Source organism: Frigoribacterium sp. VKM Ac-2859 (assembly GCF_013204925.1).
Classification (GTDB): Bacteria; Actinomycetota; Actinomycetes; order Actinomycetales; family Microbacteriaceae; genus Frigoribacterium.
On record NZ_JABMLC010000001.1, the window covers coordinates 1,421,172 to 1,435,383 of the forward strand.

At 73.6% G+C, this 14,212-nt stretch carries 14 protein-coding genes; 8 read left to right on the forward strand and 6 right to left on the reverse strand.

Going from position 1 to position 14,212, the window contains the following annotated elements:
- The first annotated feature begins 351 nt into the window (after positions 1 to 351).
- Positions 352 to 981, forward strand: a complete 630-nt coding sequence (locus HQQ78_RS06610) for a class I SAM-dependent methyltransferase (protein ID WP_173151711.1) — start codon at positions 352 to 354, stop codon at positions 979 to 981.
- Here HQQ78_RS06610 and HQQ78_RS06615 read toward each other — a convergent pair.
- The gene (locus HQQ78_RS06615; RefSeq protein ID WP_148053648.1) at positions 965 to 1,528 is read right to left on the reverse strand and encodes a hypothetical protein; all 564 of its coding nucleotides are present in this window, start codon (positions 1,526 to 1,528) and stop codon (positions 965 to 967) included. The two genes, HQQ78_RS06610 and HQQ78_RS06615, sit on opposite strands and share 17 nt — an antisense overlap.
- A gap of 194 nt (positions 1,529 to 1,722) precedes the next feature.
- Positions 1,723 to 2,463 carry a transcriptional regulator gene (locus tag HQQ78_RS06620; protein ID WP_123570695.1) on the reverse strand — a complete coding sequence of 247 codons (741 nt, stop codon included), beginning with the start codon at positions 2,461 to 2,463 and terminating at the stop codon, positions 1,723 to 1,725.
- Between the two features lie 113 nt (positions 2,464 to 2,576).
- On the opposite strand from HQQ78_RS06620, the gene HQQ78_RS06625 reads away from it, so the two are divergent.
- From HQQ78_RS06625 to HQQ78_RS06650, 6 genes are read left to right on the forward strand one after another with little or no spacing between them, the layout of a single operon-like run.
- Positions 2,577 to 3,557 (forward strand): ABC transporter substrate-binding protein, encoded by a 981-nt coding sequence (locus HQQ78_RS06625; protein ID WP_173151713.1) that lies wholly within the window; start codon positions 2,577 to 2,579, stop codon positions 3,555 to 3,557.
- Positions 3,558 to 4,556 carry an amino acid ABC transporter permease gene (locus HQQ78_RS06630; RefSeq protein WP_123570697.1) on the forward strand — a complete coding sequence of 333 codons (999 nt, stop codon included), beginning with the start codon at positions 3,558 to 3,560 and terminating at the stop codon, positions 4,554 to 4,556.
- Positions 4,553 to 5,368, forward strand: coding sequence for an amino acid ABC transporter ATP-binding protein (locus HQQ78_RS06635; protein WP_371740379.1), 816 nt, complete (start codon positions 4,553 to 4,555; stop codon positions 5,366 to 5,368). Before HQQ78_RS06630 ends, HQQ78_RS06635 begins: the two co-directional genes overlap by 4 nt.
- On the forward strand, positions 5,365 to 6,549 hold the full coding sequence (locus tag HQQ78_RS06640) for an aminotransferase class V-fold PLP-dependent enzyme (protein WP_173151715.1): 1,185 nt from the start codon (positions 5,365 to 5,367) through the stop codon (positions 6,547 to 6,549). Before HQQ78_RS06635 ends, HQQ78_RS06640 begins: the two co-directional genes overlap by 4 nt.
- Positions 6,546 to 6,962, forward strand: a complete 417-nt coding sequence (locus tag HQQ78_RS06645; RefSeq protein WP_173151717.1) for a RidA family protein — start codon at positions 6,546 to 6,548, stop codon at positions 6,960 to 6,962. The genes HQQ78_RS06640 and HQQ78_RS06645 overlap by 4 nt, the downstream gene beginning before the upstream one ends.
- A 9-nt stretch (positions 6,963 to 6,971) precedes the next feature.
- Complete coding sequence (locus HQQ78_RS06650; RefSeq protein WP_173151719.1) at positions 6,972 to 7,772, forward strand: DNA-formamidopyrimidine glycosylase family protein; 801 nt, start codon at positions 6,972 to 6,974, stop codon at positions 7,770 to 7,772.
- Between the two features lie 49 nt (positions 7,773 to 7,821).
- On the opposite strand, the gene HQQ78_RS06655 is transcribed toward HQQ78_RS06650, so the two are convergent.
- Positions 7,822 to 9,516, reverse strand: a complete 1,695-nt coding sequence (locus HQQ78_RS06655) for a PHP domain-containing protein (RefSeq protein WP_173151721.1) — start codon at positions 9,514 to 9,516, stop codon at positions 7,822 to 7,824.
- Positions 9,517 to 9,693: 177 nt separating this feature from the next.
- Between HQQ78_RS06655 and HQQ78_RS06660 the strand changes: the two genes are divergently transcribed.
- Complete coding sequence (locus HQQ78_RS06660; protein ID WP_173151722.1) at positions 9,694 to 10,503, forward strand: hypothetical protein; 810 nt, start codon at positions 9,694 to 9,696, stop codon at positions 10,501 to 10,503.
- Between the two features lie 2 nt (positions 10,504 to 10,505).
- Here the strand turns inward: HQQ78_RS06660 and HQQ78_RS06665 are convergent, their stop codons facing one another.
- The 3 genes from HQQ78_RS06665 to HQQ78_RS06675 form a co-directional block, all read right to left on the reverse strand.
- On the reverse strand, positions 10,506 to 12,407 hold the full coding sequence (locus tag HQQ78_RS06665; protein ID WP_173151723.1) for an ABC transporter ATP-binding protein: 1,902 nt from the start codon (positions 12,405 to 12,407) through the stop codon (positions 10,506 to 10,508).
- 112 nt (positions 12,408 to 12,519) lie between these two features.
- Positions 12,520 to 13,572, reverse strand: a complete 1,053-nt coding sequence (locus tag HQQ78_RS06670; protein ID WP_173151725.1) for a zinc-binding dehydrogenase — start codon at positions 13,570 to 13,572, stop codon at positions 12,520 to 12,522.
- A 75-nt stretch (positions 13,573 to 13,647) separates the two neighbouring features.
- Positions 13,648 to 14,211, reverse strand: coding sequence for a TetR/AcrR family transcriptional regulator (locus tag HQQ78_RS06675; protein WP_173151727.1), 564 nt, complete (start codon positions 14,209 to 14,211; stop codon positions 13,648 to 13,650).
- Between the last annotated feature and the right edge of the window lies 1 nt (position 14,212).

Here is a 14,212-nt window from a genome sequence, read left to right on the forward strand (position 1 = left end):
TCGCCGCGCCTCCTCGCCGGCTCTCGCCGCGCCTCCTCGCCCGCTCGCGCCGCGCGTCCTCGCCCGCTCGCACCGCGCCTCCTCACACGGGTCGCACCGCGAACTGAGCGTCGCACCGCCCACTTCGGCGGTGCGACGTCCAGTCGGCGGTGCCGCACCGCCCCTGACGATGCGACGCCCCGCCATCGAGGTCGAGGTCGCACCACCGTCGCGTCGTCGCACCACCGTGTTGCGTGGTGCGACGACTCGACGGTGGTGCGACTCCGACTCCGACTCCGACGCCGACTTCGACTCCGGCCCCGGCCCCGGCCCCGGCCCCGACCACGAGCCACGACTCGTAGGCTGCGGGGCATGACATCCGACGTCGGGGAGCGCTACGCCGCGCGCGCCCGCGAGTACGTCGACCACCTCGGCTCGATGACCTCGGTGCACCCCGCCGACGAACACCTGGTCACGTCCTGGGCGACGACGGTCGAGGGCCCCGTGCTCGACGCGGGCTGCGGGCCGGGCCACTGGTCTGGGCACCTCGCCGCGCGGGGCGTCCGCGTGCGTGGTCTCGACCGGGTCCCGGCCTTCGTCGAGCACGCGCGCCGCACCCACCCGGACGTCTCGTTCCGCCTGGGCGACGTGGACGCCCTGCCGTACGAGCCCGACGAGTTCTCGGGAGTCCTCGCCTGGTACTCGCTGATCCACCACGACCCGGGCAGCATCCGGCGCCCCCTCCGCGAGTTCGCCCGGGTGCTCGGGCCGGGCGGCGGGCTGCTCGTCGGGTTCTTCACCGGGACGACCGTCGAACCCTTCGACCACGCGATCACGACCGCGTGGCGCTGGGCGCCCGACCTCCTCGCGGACGAGCTGCGCGCCTCCGGGTTCGACGTGCTCGAGACACACACCCGCACGGGACCACCGTCCGGGCCGAGGCCCCACGGCGCGATCATCGCCCGTGTCGCTCAGGGTGTGACCGTCAGCCCAGCCCCTTGATGTGGGTCTCGATGGCCGTGAGGACGGCGCGATGCGCGTCGAACGAAGTCGCCCAACCGTCGACGAGCAGGCCGTGGTCGGCGCCGTCGACCGTGACGAGGCCCGCATGCGTCTCGAGCCCCCGCGCCGGCTGCCACATCGAGTCGGCCCCTCCGCCCACGGCGAGGTGTGACGAGGAGGCGCGGGTCAACGCATCGAGGACCACGGGCTCGGTGAGGACCGGCGTCAACCACACCCCTGCGACGCCGTGCTCGACGGCCCACGGCAACGCGAGGGTGCCGAACGACTTCGCGAGGACGAGGTCGACGCGACCGTCGACGGCCTCCGCGGCATCCTGCAGCCGCTCCTCGACGACGGGCCGCGAGTCGTCGGCCGTCAGATCTCGGGCATCCCACTCGACGGCCTCGACTCGCCAACCGAGCTGCCGCAGCATCAACGCAGGCCAGTAGAGCAGCGGCGCCTTGACCCCGTACCCGGTACCCGGGAGGAGCACCGCGACGGGACACGACGTTCCTGTCGACGGCCCGGACGAGGTGGGTGAGCTCATGGGCCGAGGCTAAGGCAGACGACCGATCGTGGTGATGCCAGCGTGTCCCCGTGTCGGGGTCGCACCACCGTCGGGTCGTCGAACCACGGGACACGGTGGTTCGACGACGCGTCGGCGGTGCGACGTCCCGTCGGCGGTGCGTCCCGTCGGCGGTGCGACTCCCGCGTGACCGGAGCCGGGGCGCGCTACGCCCGTCAGCCGCCCTGGCGCACCTGCCGCACGTACCGGTACACCGTCGGCTCGGACACGTGCAGCGCCTCGGCCACCTGGGCCACGGCGCCCTTGAGCAGGAAGACACCCGCCCGTTCGATCTCGCGCACGGCCGCGACCTTCTCGTCGGGCGTCATGCGGTGCGGCTCGACGCCCTGGGCCGCCACGATGCGGGCGACGCCGTCGAGGGCGAGCTCGTCGACGTTCATGCTCAGTCGTTCGGCGACCGGCCCCGACGACGAGGTCGAGGCGGGGCCCGCCTCGGACCCGGAGCCCAACGGCGCCCCCTTGACCAGCCCCGTCGTCGCCGTGATGGCCGCGAGCAGGTCACGAGCCCGGGTCAACGGCTCGTCGTCGATGTTGAGGCAGAGCATGCCCACGACGTCGCCGCCCGCGTCGCGGATGAAGAAGGTCGACGAGCGGAACGTGCCGCCGGTGCGGGACTCGGCCAGGTAGTTGGCCAGGTAGTCGCGGTCGTCGTGCTCGTGGTTCTGCAGCACCTTGAGCACGAGGTCGGTCGCCGGCCCGCCGACGCTGCGCCCGCTGACGTGGCCGTTCGTCAGGGCGACGATCGACCGGCTCAGGTCGCTCGTGTCGTGCAGCACGACCTCGGTCCGCGGCCCGAGCAGCTCGGCGAAGAAGTCCATGAGCGGCAGGTAGGGCTCGAACTCGGCCCGCAGGACCCGGCTGGCGTCGACCACGGTGGCGCTGCTGGCTCTCGTCATGCCCCTAGGTTACCGGCATGTAACGAAATCGTCGCACTGTGATAATTTCTTCTCATCTCGCCGATCACTCGGCTAGCTTGCGATGACCGACGACGCTCACGAAAGGCTCGACCATGACCCGAACCCGCTCCCGCTCCGCCCTCTGGGGCACCGTCGCCACGGGCGCCGTCCTGGCCCTCGGCCTCACGGCGTGCGGCGGCCCGAGCGCGCCGCAGCCCGGCGACGCCTCCGGCGACGCGTCCGGCGGCGCCTCGTCGTCGTCCTCGACCATCCCCGACACGAGCGCACTGCTCGACGCCGTGCAGGTCGACGACGCCCTCGCCGCCCAGGTGCCCTCCGACATCAAGGACGCGGGCACGCTCGTGGTCGGCTCGAACGTCCAGTCCGCGCCGAACAACTTCTACGAGGCCGACGGCTCGACCGTCATCGGCTCGGACCACGACCTCATCACCGCGGTCGGCAAGAAGCTCGGCCTCGACGTCGAGTACGAGAACCAGGACTTCGGCTCGCTCATCACCAGCCTGCAGTCCGGCCGCGTCGACGTGACCATCGCTGCCATGAACGACACGGCCGAGCGCCAGCAGGCGATCGACTTCGTCGACTACCTCACCTCGGGCATCACGCTGATGGTGCAGAAGGGCAACCCCGACGACATCACCGGCCCCGACGCGCTCTGCGGCAAGGCCATCGCCGTCGTCACCGGCACCAGCCAGCAGGAGTTCGCCGAGGCCACCAGCACGCAGTGCGAGTCCGACGGCGAGGAGGCCCTCGACATCACGGTGACCGACAGCGACAGCCAGAACCAGACGCAGCTGCGAACCGGCCGCATCGACGCCATCGTCAACGACCTGCCCAGCGCGGTCTACATCTCGAAGACCGCCCAGGACGGCCAGGCCTTCGAGGTCGTCCCCGGCGACGTCATCGACGGCGCCCCCTACGGCATCGGCGTCAACAAGGACGACGCCGAGCTGCGCGACGCCATCGCCGCGGCCCTCGACTCGCTCATCGACGACGGCACCTACGGCGAGGTCCTCGACGCCTGGGGCATCACCTCGGGCAGCGTCACCGAGGCCACCGTCAACGGCGGCAAGTAGGTGGCGACCGCACGACCGACGGGCACCGACCCGGGCGACGCCACCCGCGCCTCCTCGGCCGGACGCGGCGGCGGTCCCGCCGGCGGCCGTGAGCTGCTGCCCCAGGTGCGCCTGAAGCACTGGGGCCGCTGGGTCAGCGCCGTCGTGATCGTGGTGCTGCTCGTCGCGCTCGTCTACGGGGCGTCGCAGGGCGACATCTCGTACCGCGACATCCCGTACTACCTGGTGTCGCCGATCATCCTGCAGGGCCTCGTCGGCACCATCGTGCTCGCCGTGGTCGCGCAGGTGAGCGCGGTGGTCATCGGCGTCGTCATCGCCCTGATGCGCATCTCGAAGAACCCGGTGGCGCAGGCCTTCGCGGCCGGCTACACCTGGCTGTTCCGCGGCCTGCCCGTGCTGCTGCAGATCCTGCTCTGGTACAACCTGGCGCTGATCTTCCCGCGCCTGACCGTCGGGGTTCCGTTCACCGACGTGGTGTTCCTCGACGTCAGCACGAACGACGTCATGACCACGTTCGTCGCGGCGTTCCTCGGTCTGGCCCTCAACGAGAGCGCCTACATGGCCGAGATCGTGCGCGCCGGCCTCAAGAGCGTCGACCGCGGCCAGATCGAGGCCGCCCAGTCGATCGGGCAGACCCCGATGCAGCGCATGGCCCGCATCGTGCTGCCCCAGGCGATGCGCATCATCATCCCGCCGACCGGCAACGACTTCATCAACATGCTCAAGGGCACGGCGATGGCGTCGGTCATCGGCTACCTCGAGTTGATCAAGGCGGCGAACAACATCGCCTCGTTCAACCTGCAGGTGATGGAGACCCTGATCGCCGCGGCGATCTGGTACATGGTCATCGTCAGCGTGGCGAGCGTCGGCCAGTTCTACCTCGAGCGCAGCTTCGACCGCCAGGACCGCCGCCCCGGCGGACCGCCGAACGCCCGCGCCCTCCGCCGCAAAGTCGCCGCCGACCTCGGCCGCGCACCCCTCGTGAGGAGCACCCCGTGACCACGACCGACACGACGACCGCAGGAGGCGCGGTGCCCGCCGCCGAGGCGGCCCCCGTCCTCGAGGCCATCGGCATCGGCAAGTCGTACGGCAGCCACGAGGTGCTGCGCGACGTCTCGATGACCGTGCGCAGCGGCGAGGTGGTCTGCATCATCGGCCCGTCCGGAGCCGGCAAGTCGACGTTCCTCCGCACCCTGAACCGGCTCGAGGAACCCGACGCGGGCGAGGTCTGGGTGGGTGGCGAACCGATGGGGTTCGAGCTCCGCGACGGCGTGCTGCACGAGCTGACCGAGCGCCGCCTGTCGGCGCAGCGGGCCCGCACGGCCATGGTGTTCCAGCACTTCAACCTGTTCCCGCACCTGACCGTGCTGGGCAACGTCCTCGAGGGCCCCGTCCGCGTGCAGCGCCGGTCCGCCAAGGAGGCGCGGCGCGAGGCCGTCGAGATCCTCGAGCGGGTGGGCCTCGGCGACAAGGTGGACGCCTACCCCGGCCAGCTCTCGGGCGGGCAGCGGCAGCGCGTGGCCATCGCCCGGGCCGTCGCGATGAAGCCGCTCTTCCTGCTCTTCGACGAGCCGACCTCGGCCCTCGACCCCGAGCTGGTCGGCGAGGTGCTCAAGGTGATGGGCGACCTGGCGCGCGACGGCATGACGATGCTCGTCGTGACGCACGAGATCCAGTTCGCCCGCGAGGTCGCCGACCGCGTGGTCTTCATGGCCGACGGCGGCATCGTCGAGCAGGGGCCGGTCGAGCAGGTGCTCGGCGCCCCGCGCGAGGCGCGCACCCAGCAGTTCCTGCAGCGGGTGCTGGCGTGACGTCGGGCTCGGCGACGGGCACGGCCACGGCCACGGGCGCAGGCACGGGAGCGGCGGCCCCCGGCTCGGCGCTCGACGCCTACCTCGCGTCGTTCGCCGAGCCGGTCGGCTACCTGAACTTCGGCAGCTACGGGCCTCCGTCCAGGGACGTCGTCAAGACGATCGGCCGCCTCGCCTCCGCGGCGAGCGTCGGCGTCCCCTCGTCGGGCCTGCACGCCGAGGACGAGCGAGCCCTCGCCGCGGTCGCCCGCCTCACCGGGTTCGACCGAGGAGGGGTCGCCCTCACCGGCAGCACGTCGCTCGGGCTCATGCAGATCGCGTTCGGCCTGCCCCGGGGCGAGGTCGTGGTCAGCAGCGCCGAGTTCCCGTCGAACCTCTACGCGTGGTGGCGCTCGGAGGAGGCCGGGCTCACGACGGTGCGGCCGCTGCCCGCCGTCCCGGGGCAGCCGCTGGCGCCCATCACGCCCGAGCGCGTGGCCGACGCGGTCGGGCCCGACACCGTGGCCGTCGCGGTGAGCGCGGTCGACTTCCGCACGGGCACCGTCGCCGACCTCGCCGGGCTGAGGGAGGCCGTGGGCGACCGCCTGCTCGTCGTCGACGGCATCCAGGGCTTCGGCGTCCTCGACGCCGACTGGACCCTCGCCGACGCGCTCGTCGTCGGCGGCCAGAAGTGGCTGCGGGCGGGCTGGGGAACCGGGTTCGTGGCGCTGTCCTCGCGGGCCCTCGCGCGCCTCCGTCCGGTCCTCGGCGGCTGGACCGGCGTCGAGGGCGCCTCACGCTACGACGGCGTGCCGCACGCCCCGCTGCCCGGGGCGCAGCGCCTGTCGGTGACCAACGGGTCGCCGTTCGCGTCGGGTGCCCTGGCCACGGCGCTCGAGCAGCTCGAGTCGGTCGGCGTCGGCGTCGTGGCGTCCCGCGTGGCGGACACGGCGGGCGACCTGGTCGCCCGTCTCGAGGCCGCAGGGGTGCCCGTGCTCTCCCCCGTCGAGCGATCACGACGGGCGGGACTCGTCGTCGCCGGCGTGCCCGCGGGTGAGGCCGCCGCCGTCGGCGCACGGCTCGAGGCCGCCGGCGTCACGGCGACCGTCCACGGCGACGACCGCGTGCGCCTCAGCGTGCACGCCACCACCACCGCGGCCGCGATCGACGCGGCCCTGACCGTCCTGGGAGGACGACGATGACCCTCGACCCGAACCCCCTCCGCGCCGTGCACACCGAGGCCGCCCCGGCCGCGATCGGCCCGTACTCGCAGGCCGTCCGGGTAGGCGACCTCGTCTTCGTGTCGGGCCAGCTGCCGATCGACCCGGCCACGGGCGAGTTCGCCGGGCCGGACGTCCGCGACGAGGCGGCCCAGTCGCTGCGCAACGGGGTCGCCGTGCTCGAGGCCGCGGGGTCGGACGTCGACCTCGTCGTCAAGACGACGGTGCTGCTGGCCGACATCGCCGACTTCGCGGTCGTGAACGAGGCCTACGCCGAGGTCTTCCACGGCGGGGTGCTGCCGGCGCGCGCCGCGTACCAGGTCGCCGCACTGCCCAAGGGCGCCCGGGTCGAGATCGAGTTCGTCGCGGCGGTCGCCCCGGGGCACGCCGGGTAGCATCGCGGCATGCCGGAGGGTGACAGCGTCCACCTGCTGGCCGCGCGCCTCCGTCCCTCGCTCGTCGGGCGTGTCGTCGTCGACGGCGAGCTGCGGTCGGGCGGCCGGGCGGGCGAGTCGCTCGCCGGTCGGCGCGTCGTCGAGGTCGACACCCACGGCAAGCACCTGCTGACCCGCTTCGACGACGCCACCACCCTGCACACGCACCTGCGCATGCAGGGGTCGTGGACGCTCACGCGCCCCGGCCGCGTCCTGCCGTCCCGGCTGCAGCGGCAGGTGCGGGTGCGTGCCCGGCTCGACGACGGCCACACCCTCTGGGGCGTCGACCTGCCGGTCGTCGACCTGGTGCCGACCCGGGACGAGCACGCGCTGGTCGGCCACCTGGGCCCCGACCCGCTGCGCCCCGACTGGGACCCCGAGGAGGCGCGACGTCGCCTGGCCGCACTCCCCGACGTCACGGTCCGTGCCGCCCTGCTCGACCAACGTCCGATGGCCGGCCTCGGCAACCTCTGGGTCAACGAGGTGGGGTACCTGCGTGGCCTGCACCCGGCCGCCCCGATCGGCGAGGTCGACCTGGTGAAGCTCGTCGACGTGGCCGCGCGCGCCCTGCGCTTCTCGGTCTCGACGCCCGGCGCCTACCAGGTCACGACGGGCCGGACGCGCCGCGGCGAGACGCACTGGGTCGTCGGCCGGGCCGGACGCCCGTGCCTGCGCTGCGGCACCCGCGTCGAGGCGCGCGACGACCCTCCGACGCCGGACGGGCGCACGCGACGGGCCTGGTGGTGCCCGCGGTGCCAGCCCGCGGCGTGACGCGGGACGGGTCGCGACGACGTTCCCCCAGGAGTGGGCCGCGGCCGGCTCAGCGCACGCTGACGAAGATCGGGTTCGCGTACAGCCAGGTGTCGGCCCACGGGTCGGCCGGGCTCATCGGGAACGGCTGGGGTGCCCGCGGGTCGACGTCGGCTCCGAGCGGGCCGACGCCGTGCACCCGGCCGTCGCTGCCGCGCAGGCGCACGTAGCCGTCCTCGGTGGCGGGCTCGAGCGGCACGACGACGCGGAACGGAGCGGCGGACCGGTCGGCGACGTCGAGCAGCTCGACGACCCGGGTGCCGGGCGCGCGCTGCTCGTCGCGGTCGGCCGCGGGTCCGGTGACGCGGCCACGGATCACGTCCAGGTGGGCGAGCCGCGGGATCGTGCCCCGTGAGGTGGGCGTCGTCGTGGGCACGACGTCGACCACGAGCTCGAGGGTGGTGCCGCGCGGGACGGTGAGGGTCCCGCCCAGGGTGGCCTGCGCCTCCTGCCCGCCGGTGGCCCGGAGCACGACGGAGAGCCCGGCGACCAGGTTTCCGTGGTCGACCCAGAGCCGACCGGCGCGGATCGCGTCGAGCAGCGCGGCGGACGACCGGTCGACGGCGCCGACGTGGTTCCGGCTGAACTCGCCCGGCCAGAAGTCGGCACCGTTCTGGGGCGTGGCCGTCGCGACCGGGTCCGGGCGGCGGCCGGCACGGTCGAAGTTGCCGAGCGTCGCGCCGGCCTCCCAGCCGGGCCCGCTCGGGAAGTCGCCGACGCGCGTGGCGTCGGACTCCTTGAGGTGGAGGTCGCTGTTCGAGGTGATCCACCAGCGCCGGCCCTCGCTGAGCAGCGAGTCCCACACGCCGCCGACGACGGCCGTCGTCCAGTCGAAGCCGCCGTGGGTCAGGTAGGCCTCGGCGGGGTAGCCGGCGAACGAGAACTCGCTGGGGGCGTTCTCGTACTCGCCCCGCCGCGAGCGCGCCGACGCGTTCGCGGCGATGGCACCCGCCTGGGCACCGGGGGCGCCCTCCATGCCGACGAACACCTCGGGGTCGGCGTCCTGCCAGGCCCGCAGCTCGCCGGGCGAGTCGATGCCGAGGCGGCTCGGGTGGTTCGCCAGGACGATCACGTCGTCGACGACGCCCGCGCTCTTCTGGGCGCCGAGCCAGGCGATCGCGTCGGTGGCGTGCACGAGCCACTCGGCGGCGTCGTCGGTGCCGGGGCGCGGCTTCTCCCAGCCGTTCAGCTTGCCGTCGTGGTCGAGCTCGAAGCGGCGCAGCACACGGGTCGTGGCGGGACCGGGTGCGACGAGCACGGTGGCGTGCTCGGCGCCGGGGATGTACCACTCGAGCCCCTGCAGCACGAGCAGGTCGGGCCGGGCAGCCCGCGCGGTCTCGATCTCGCGGGCGGCGTTGAACACCCCGCCGACGTTGGCGTGGCCCTTGTTGCTGTGCTCGGTGAAGGCGATGGCGTCGACCCCGAACCTCTGCGCCTGGTCGAGGATCGTCGTCATGGGGTACTTCGCGTCGTGCGAGTAGACCGAGTGCACGTGGTGGTCGAAGACCAGCCACGAGAGGGCGGCCGGATCGACGACGGCGGGCGCCGACGGCAGCGGCGCCGCCTGCGCGGGGTCCGCTCCCCGCAGCCCCTGGGCCGTCGTCCCCACGGCGACCGTCGCGGCGACGGAGGCCCCGAGGAAGGTCCGGCGCGAGAGGCCCGATCCGGTCGGCGCGGACTGCTCGGGGCGGGGGTCGAGGGACATGGCTTCACTTTCGTCGGGCGGGCGTCCCGACCGTAGGCAGCGGGCCTGAACCGCAGGCCAACGGTCGGGGACGCGGACGACACCGGGCGTTCACGAACCGTTCCCCCGGGTGCGCGACAGTCCTGGCGTCGCCGCGCGCTCCCCGCCGCGCAGTCCACGCACCCACCGAAGGTCCCGATGCTCCCCTCCGTTCCCGCCGTCCGTCGTCTCCCCTCGCGCGCCTCCGGACGGGGCCTGCTCGTCGCGGCGGCCCTCGCCGTCGGCGCGGTCGCCGGCCTGGCCGGCCCCGGTGTCGCCGTCGCCGCCCCGGCGCCCGCACCCGCCGACCCCGCGCCGCTCGTGCTGCGCGACGCCGCGGGGACCGCGATCGTGTCGGGCGACGCACGCGCCGATCCCTCGTTCGCCTCGGCGCTGCTCGCTGCGGGTTGCCCGGCCGACGCCGACGACGCCGCCCGGCTCTCGGTGACGTCGGGAGGCGCGATCGTCGTCACGTCCCCGAGCGTCGCGGTGACCGCGGGGCAGCCGGTCGAGGTGCCGATGGCCATCTCGTTCGAGGAGGTGGTCGCCGCCGGCGTCGAGGAGGGCGGAGCCACGCTCTCGCTGGAGTGCCTCGTCGTCGAGTCCGGCATCCCGTCGACGGTCGTCGTCGCGGCGACGCTGCCCGTGACCTTCGCCGCGGGGACCTGGTCGGTGCCCGGCGCCGAGGTCGACCCGGCTCCGCCGACGGACGACCCGACCGCGCTGCCGACCGCCCCCGGCACGGCACCCTCCCCCGCACCCACGGACGGGGCCGGGGCCGGGGCCGGGACGGACTCGACGCCGCGACCCTCGGCCACGGCCCGGCCCTCCGCCGACGGAGCCCTCGCCTTCACGGGCGGTCAGGTCGCCGGGGTCGGCGCTCTCGCCGCGGGGCTGCTCGCGGCGGGCACCGCCCTCGTGCTGCGGCGACGCCGGACCACGCCCGTCGACGGGCCGCCCGCGGAGTAGGGCTACGGCGCGCTCGGCGCCTGCTCGTCCGCGGCGACGTCCTTCTGCATGGCGAACTGCGTGCGGTGCAGTTCTTCGTAGCGGCCGGCCGCGGCCAGCAGTTCCTCGTGGGTGCCGCGCTCCACGATCGAGCCGTCCTCGACCACGAGGATCTGGTCCGCGCTGCGGATGGTGGACAGGCGGTGCGCGATGACGAGGGCGGTCCGCCCCTCGAGCGCCTCGCTGAGGGCCGCCTGCACGGCGGCCTCGGACGTCGAGTCGAGAGCCGCGGTCGCCTCGTCGAGGATGACGACGCGGGGCTGCGCCAGCAGGAGGCGCGCGATGGTCATCCGCTGACGCTCGCCTCCCGAGAGCCGGTAGCCGCGCTCCCCCACCATCGTGTCGAGCTGGTCCGGCAGCGACCGGATGAGGGACTCGAGCCGCGCGCGGCGGACGGCGTCCCACACCTCGTCGTCGGTCGCCTCCGGCCTCGCGAGGCGCAGGTTGCTGAGGATCGTCTCGTGGAACAGGTGGCCGTCCTGGGTCACCATGCCCAGCGTGTGGCGCATCGAGGCGAAGGTCACGTCACGGACGTCCGTCCCCGCGAGGCGCACGGCGCCGCCGTCGACGTCGTACAGACGCGACATCAGCTGCGCGATCGTGGACTTCCCGGCACCCGACGTGCCCACGAGCGCGACGGTCTGCCCGGGCTCGATCCGGAAGGACACGCCGTGCAGCACCTCCTCGCCACCGCGGGTGTCGAGGGTGGAGACCTCCTCGAGGGAGGCGAGGGACACCTTGTCGGCGGACGGGTACGCAAAGCGGACGTCGTCGAACTCCACGCTCACAGGGCCCTCGGGGACGGAGGCGGCGGTGGGCTTCTCCTGGATCAGCGGTTCGAGGTCCAACACCTCGAAGACGCGCTCGAAGCTCACCACCGCGCTCATGATCTCGACCCGCGCGTTCGCGAGGCCGGTCAGCGGCACGTACAGGCGCGTGAGGAGGAGGGCCAGGGTGACGACCTCCCCGGTGTCGAGCTGGCCGGCGAGCGCGAGGGCGCCGCCCAGTCCGTACACGAGCGCGAGGGCGAGGGCGGATACGAGCGTCAGCGCGGTGACGAAGACGAACTGCAGCAGCGCGGTCCGGACCCCGATGTCGCGGACCCGGGCGGCACGGACGCGGAACTCCTCCGCCTCCTCGTCGGGACGGCCGAACAGCTTGACGAGGGTGGCCCCGGGCGCGGAGAAGCGCTCGGTCATCTGCGTGCTCATCGCGGAGTTGTGGTCGGCGGCCTCGCGGCGCAGCGCGGCCAGACGGCTGCCCATGCGCCGCGCGGGGACCAGGAAGATCGGCAGCATGACCACGGCGAGGACCGTCACGAGCCAGGACGTGCTGAGCATCACGATCAGCGTGAGGACCAGCGCCACGACGTTCGTGACGACGCCCGACAGGGTGCCGCTGAAGGCCTGTTGGGCGCCGATCACGTCGTTGTTGAGGCGGCTCACGAGGGCGCCCGTCCGGGTGCGGGTGAAGAACGCGATCGGCATCTTCTGCACGTGGTCGAAGACGGCGGTGCGGAGGTCGAGGATCACGCCCTCGCCGATCCGGGCCGAGAACCAGCGCGTCACGAGCGAGACGCCGGCGTCGGCCAGTGCCACGACGGCGATGAGGACGGCGAGCCGCACGATGGACGCGAGTTCGCCCCGCGCGACGATGACGTCGACCACCCGGCCGGCCAGCACGGGCGTCGCGACCGCGAGGACGGCCCCCACCACGGACAGGGCGATGAAGACGACGAGCTTCGACCGGTAGGGCACCGCGAACGTCATGATCCGCCGGACGGACGCGCGCGAGATGCCGTGCCCGCCGTCCCGTGCGGACGAGATCTTGTAGAGCGAGCTCCAGGCCGCGCCTTCCATGCTCATGGTGGTTCCTTCCGTGGGGGCCTGGCCCAATGTAGACGGCGGATCGCCCCGGGCTCGCAGCAGCCGTGCCCGGGCCGGTCCGACGGTGCCCGGGACGGTCGGCAGGCCGTCGTCAGGGAAGGAGGACGACCTTGCCGTCGAGGGTCCGGGACTCGGCGAGTTCGAGCGCGCTCGCGACGTCGGTGAGCGGGAACCGCGCCGCGACGTTCGCCGTGAGGACGCCGTCCCGGACGAGTTCCAGGACGTGGGTGAGGTCCTCGTCGAGGCGTTCCCGGTACGCCTTCCCGCGGGTGCCGTGGCCTGCCCAGAGGTCGTAGAAGGTGGCGCGCCTGCCGTTCGGGAGGGCGTTCCAGGTCAGGATGCGGCCCAGGTGCCGCAGGAACGGCGGCCAGAGGCTCCCGGTGCCGCTGACGGCGGCGATGATCGCGTACGACACCAGGGTGCCACCGCTGCCGAGCAGGGACCACGAGGTCCGCGCCGTCTCCCCACCGACGTTGTCGAAGACCGCCGCCAGGCCCCCGGCGGGAGCCGACCGGCGCACGGCCGAAGCGAGGTCCGGGTCGGCGTAGTCGACGGGGACGACCCCTCGCGCCCGAAGGGACTCGTGGTGGCGCGGGGACGCCGCCGCGATGACGTGGACGCCGGCGTGCTGGGCCATCTGGATCAGGAGCCCGCCCACGCCTCCGTTCGCCCCGAACACGAGGATCGTGTCCCCGGCCTGCACGCGGGCGGCTCGGTGGAGCATCTGCCACGCGGTCACGCCGTTGACGGTGACCGCCTCGGCGAGGTCGGCGGCGAGTCCGTCGGGGACCACGATGCTGTCCCGGACGGCGACGATCGCGTGTCCGGTCCAGGCGCCGGTCTTCGTCAACGTCGCCACGCGTCGGCCCACGAGGCCGCGGTCCGCGTCGGTGCCCGCCGCCAGCACGGTGCCGACGAGGTCGTAACCGGGGGTGAAGGGGAAGGCCGGCTGGGCGAAGTACCGCCCGCGACGCATCGCCTGTTCGGCGTACGAGATCCCCGTGGCCTCGACGGCCACGAGGAGTTCGCCGGCGCCGGGCGTCCCGACGGGGGCGGCGAGGTCGACCACGGGTCCGTCGGGTTCGACGAGGCCGGGAAGGACGATCCGCGTCGTCGTGGTGGGGAGCGAGGTGATCGCGTTCATGGTGTTCCTCTTTGTTAGTGTTCAGTCAGTCACAACTGCGGGGATGCAGAAGGACGAGCGTGCGCGCCGCCCGGCTCAGTCGCGGTGGCGGATGCCGGCGGTGAGGGTCGAGGCCCAGGACTGCGGCACGCGGGCGAGGTCCGCCTGGACGACGAGGTGGCAGAGCTGCCCGTAGGCGATGAACCGCTGCACGGCGTCGGGGGCGGCACCGGATCCCTCGGTGACGGCCTCGACGACGGCACCGAGTCCGTCGTGGACGGCCCGACGGACCGCGGCCACGTCCGTCGCCGCCTGTGCGTGCGACTGCATCAGGATGAGGTCGCGGTCGGCGATCAACTGGACGTAGGCCTCGGTCATCGCGTCGAGGACGCCTTCCGGCGTCGTCGACGCGGCCGCCGCCCCGGCCTCGCGCATGGTCGCCTCGACGAGGGCGTAGGTGTGCCGGACGGCCGCGACGAAGAGCCCCTCCTTGCCGTCGAAGAGTCGGAAGACGTAGGCCGGCGAGACCCCGGCCGCGGCGGCGACGTCGGCGACCGGGGTCGCGTGGAGGCCCTTGCGGGCGAAGACGTGCACGGCGGCGGTCGTGATGAGCGCACGCTGCGCTTCCGCCGTCGATCGTGTCGAGGTGCCTGAGGTCATG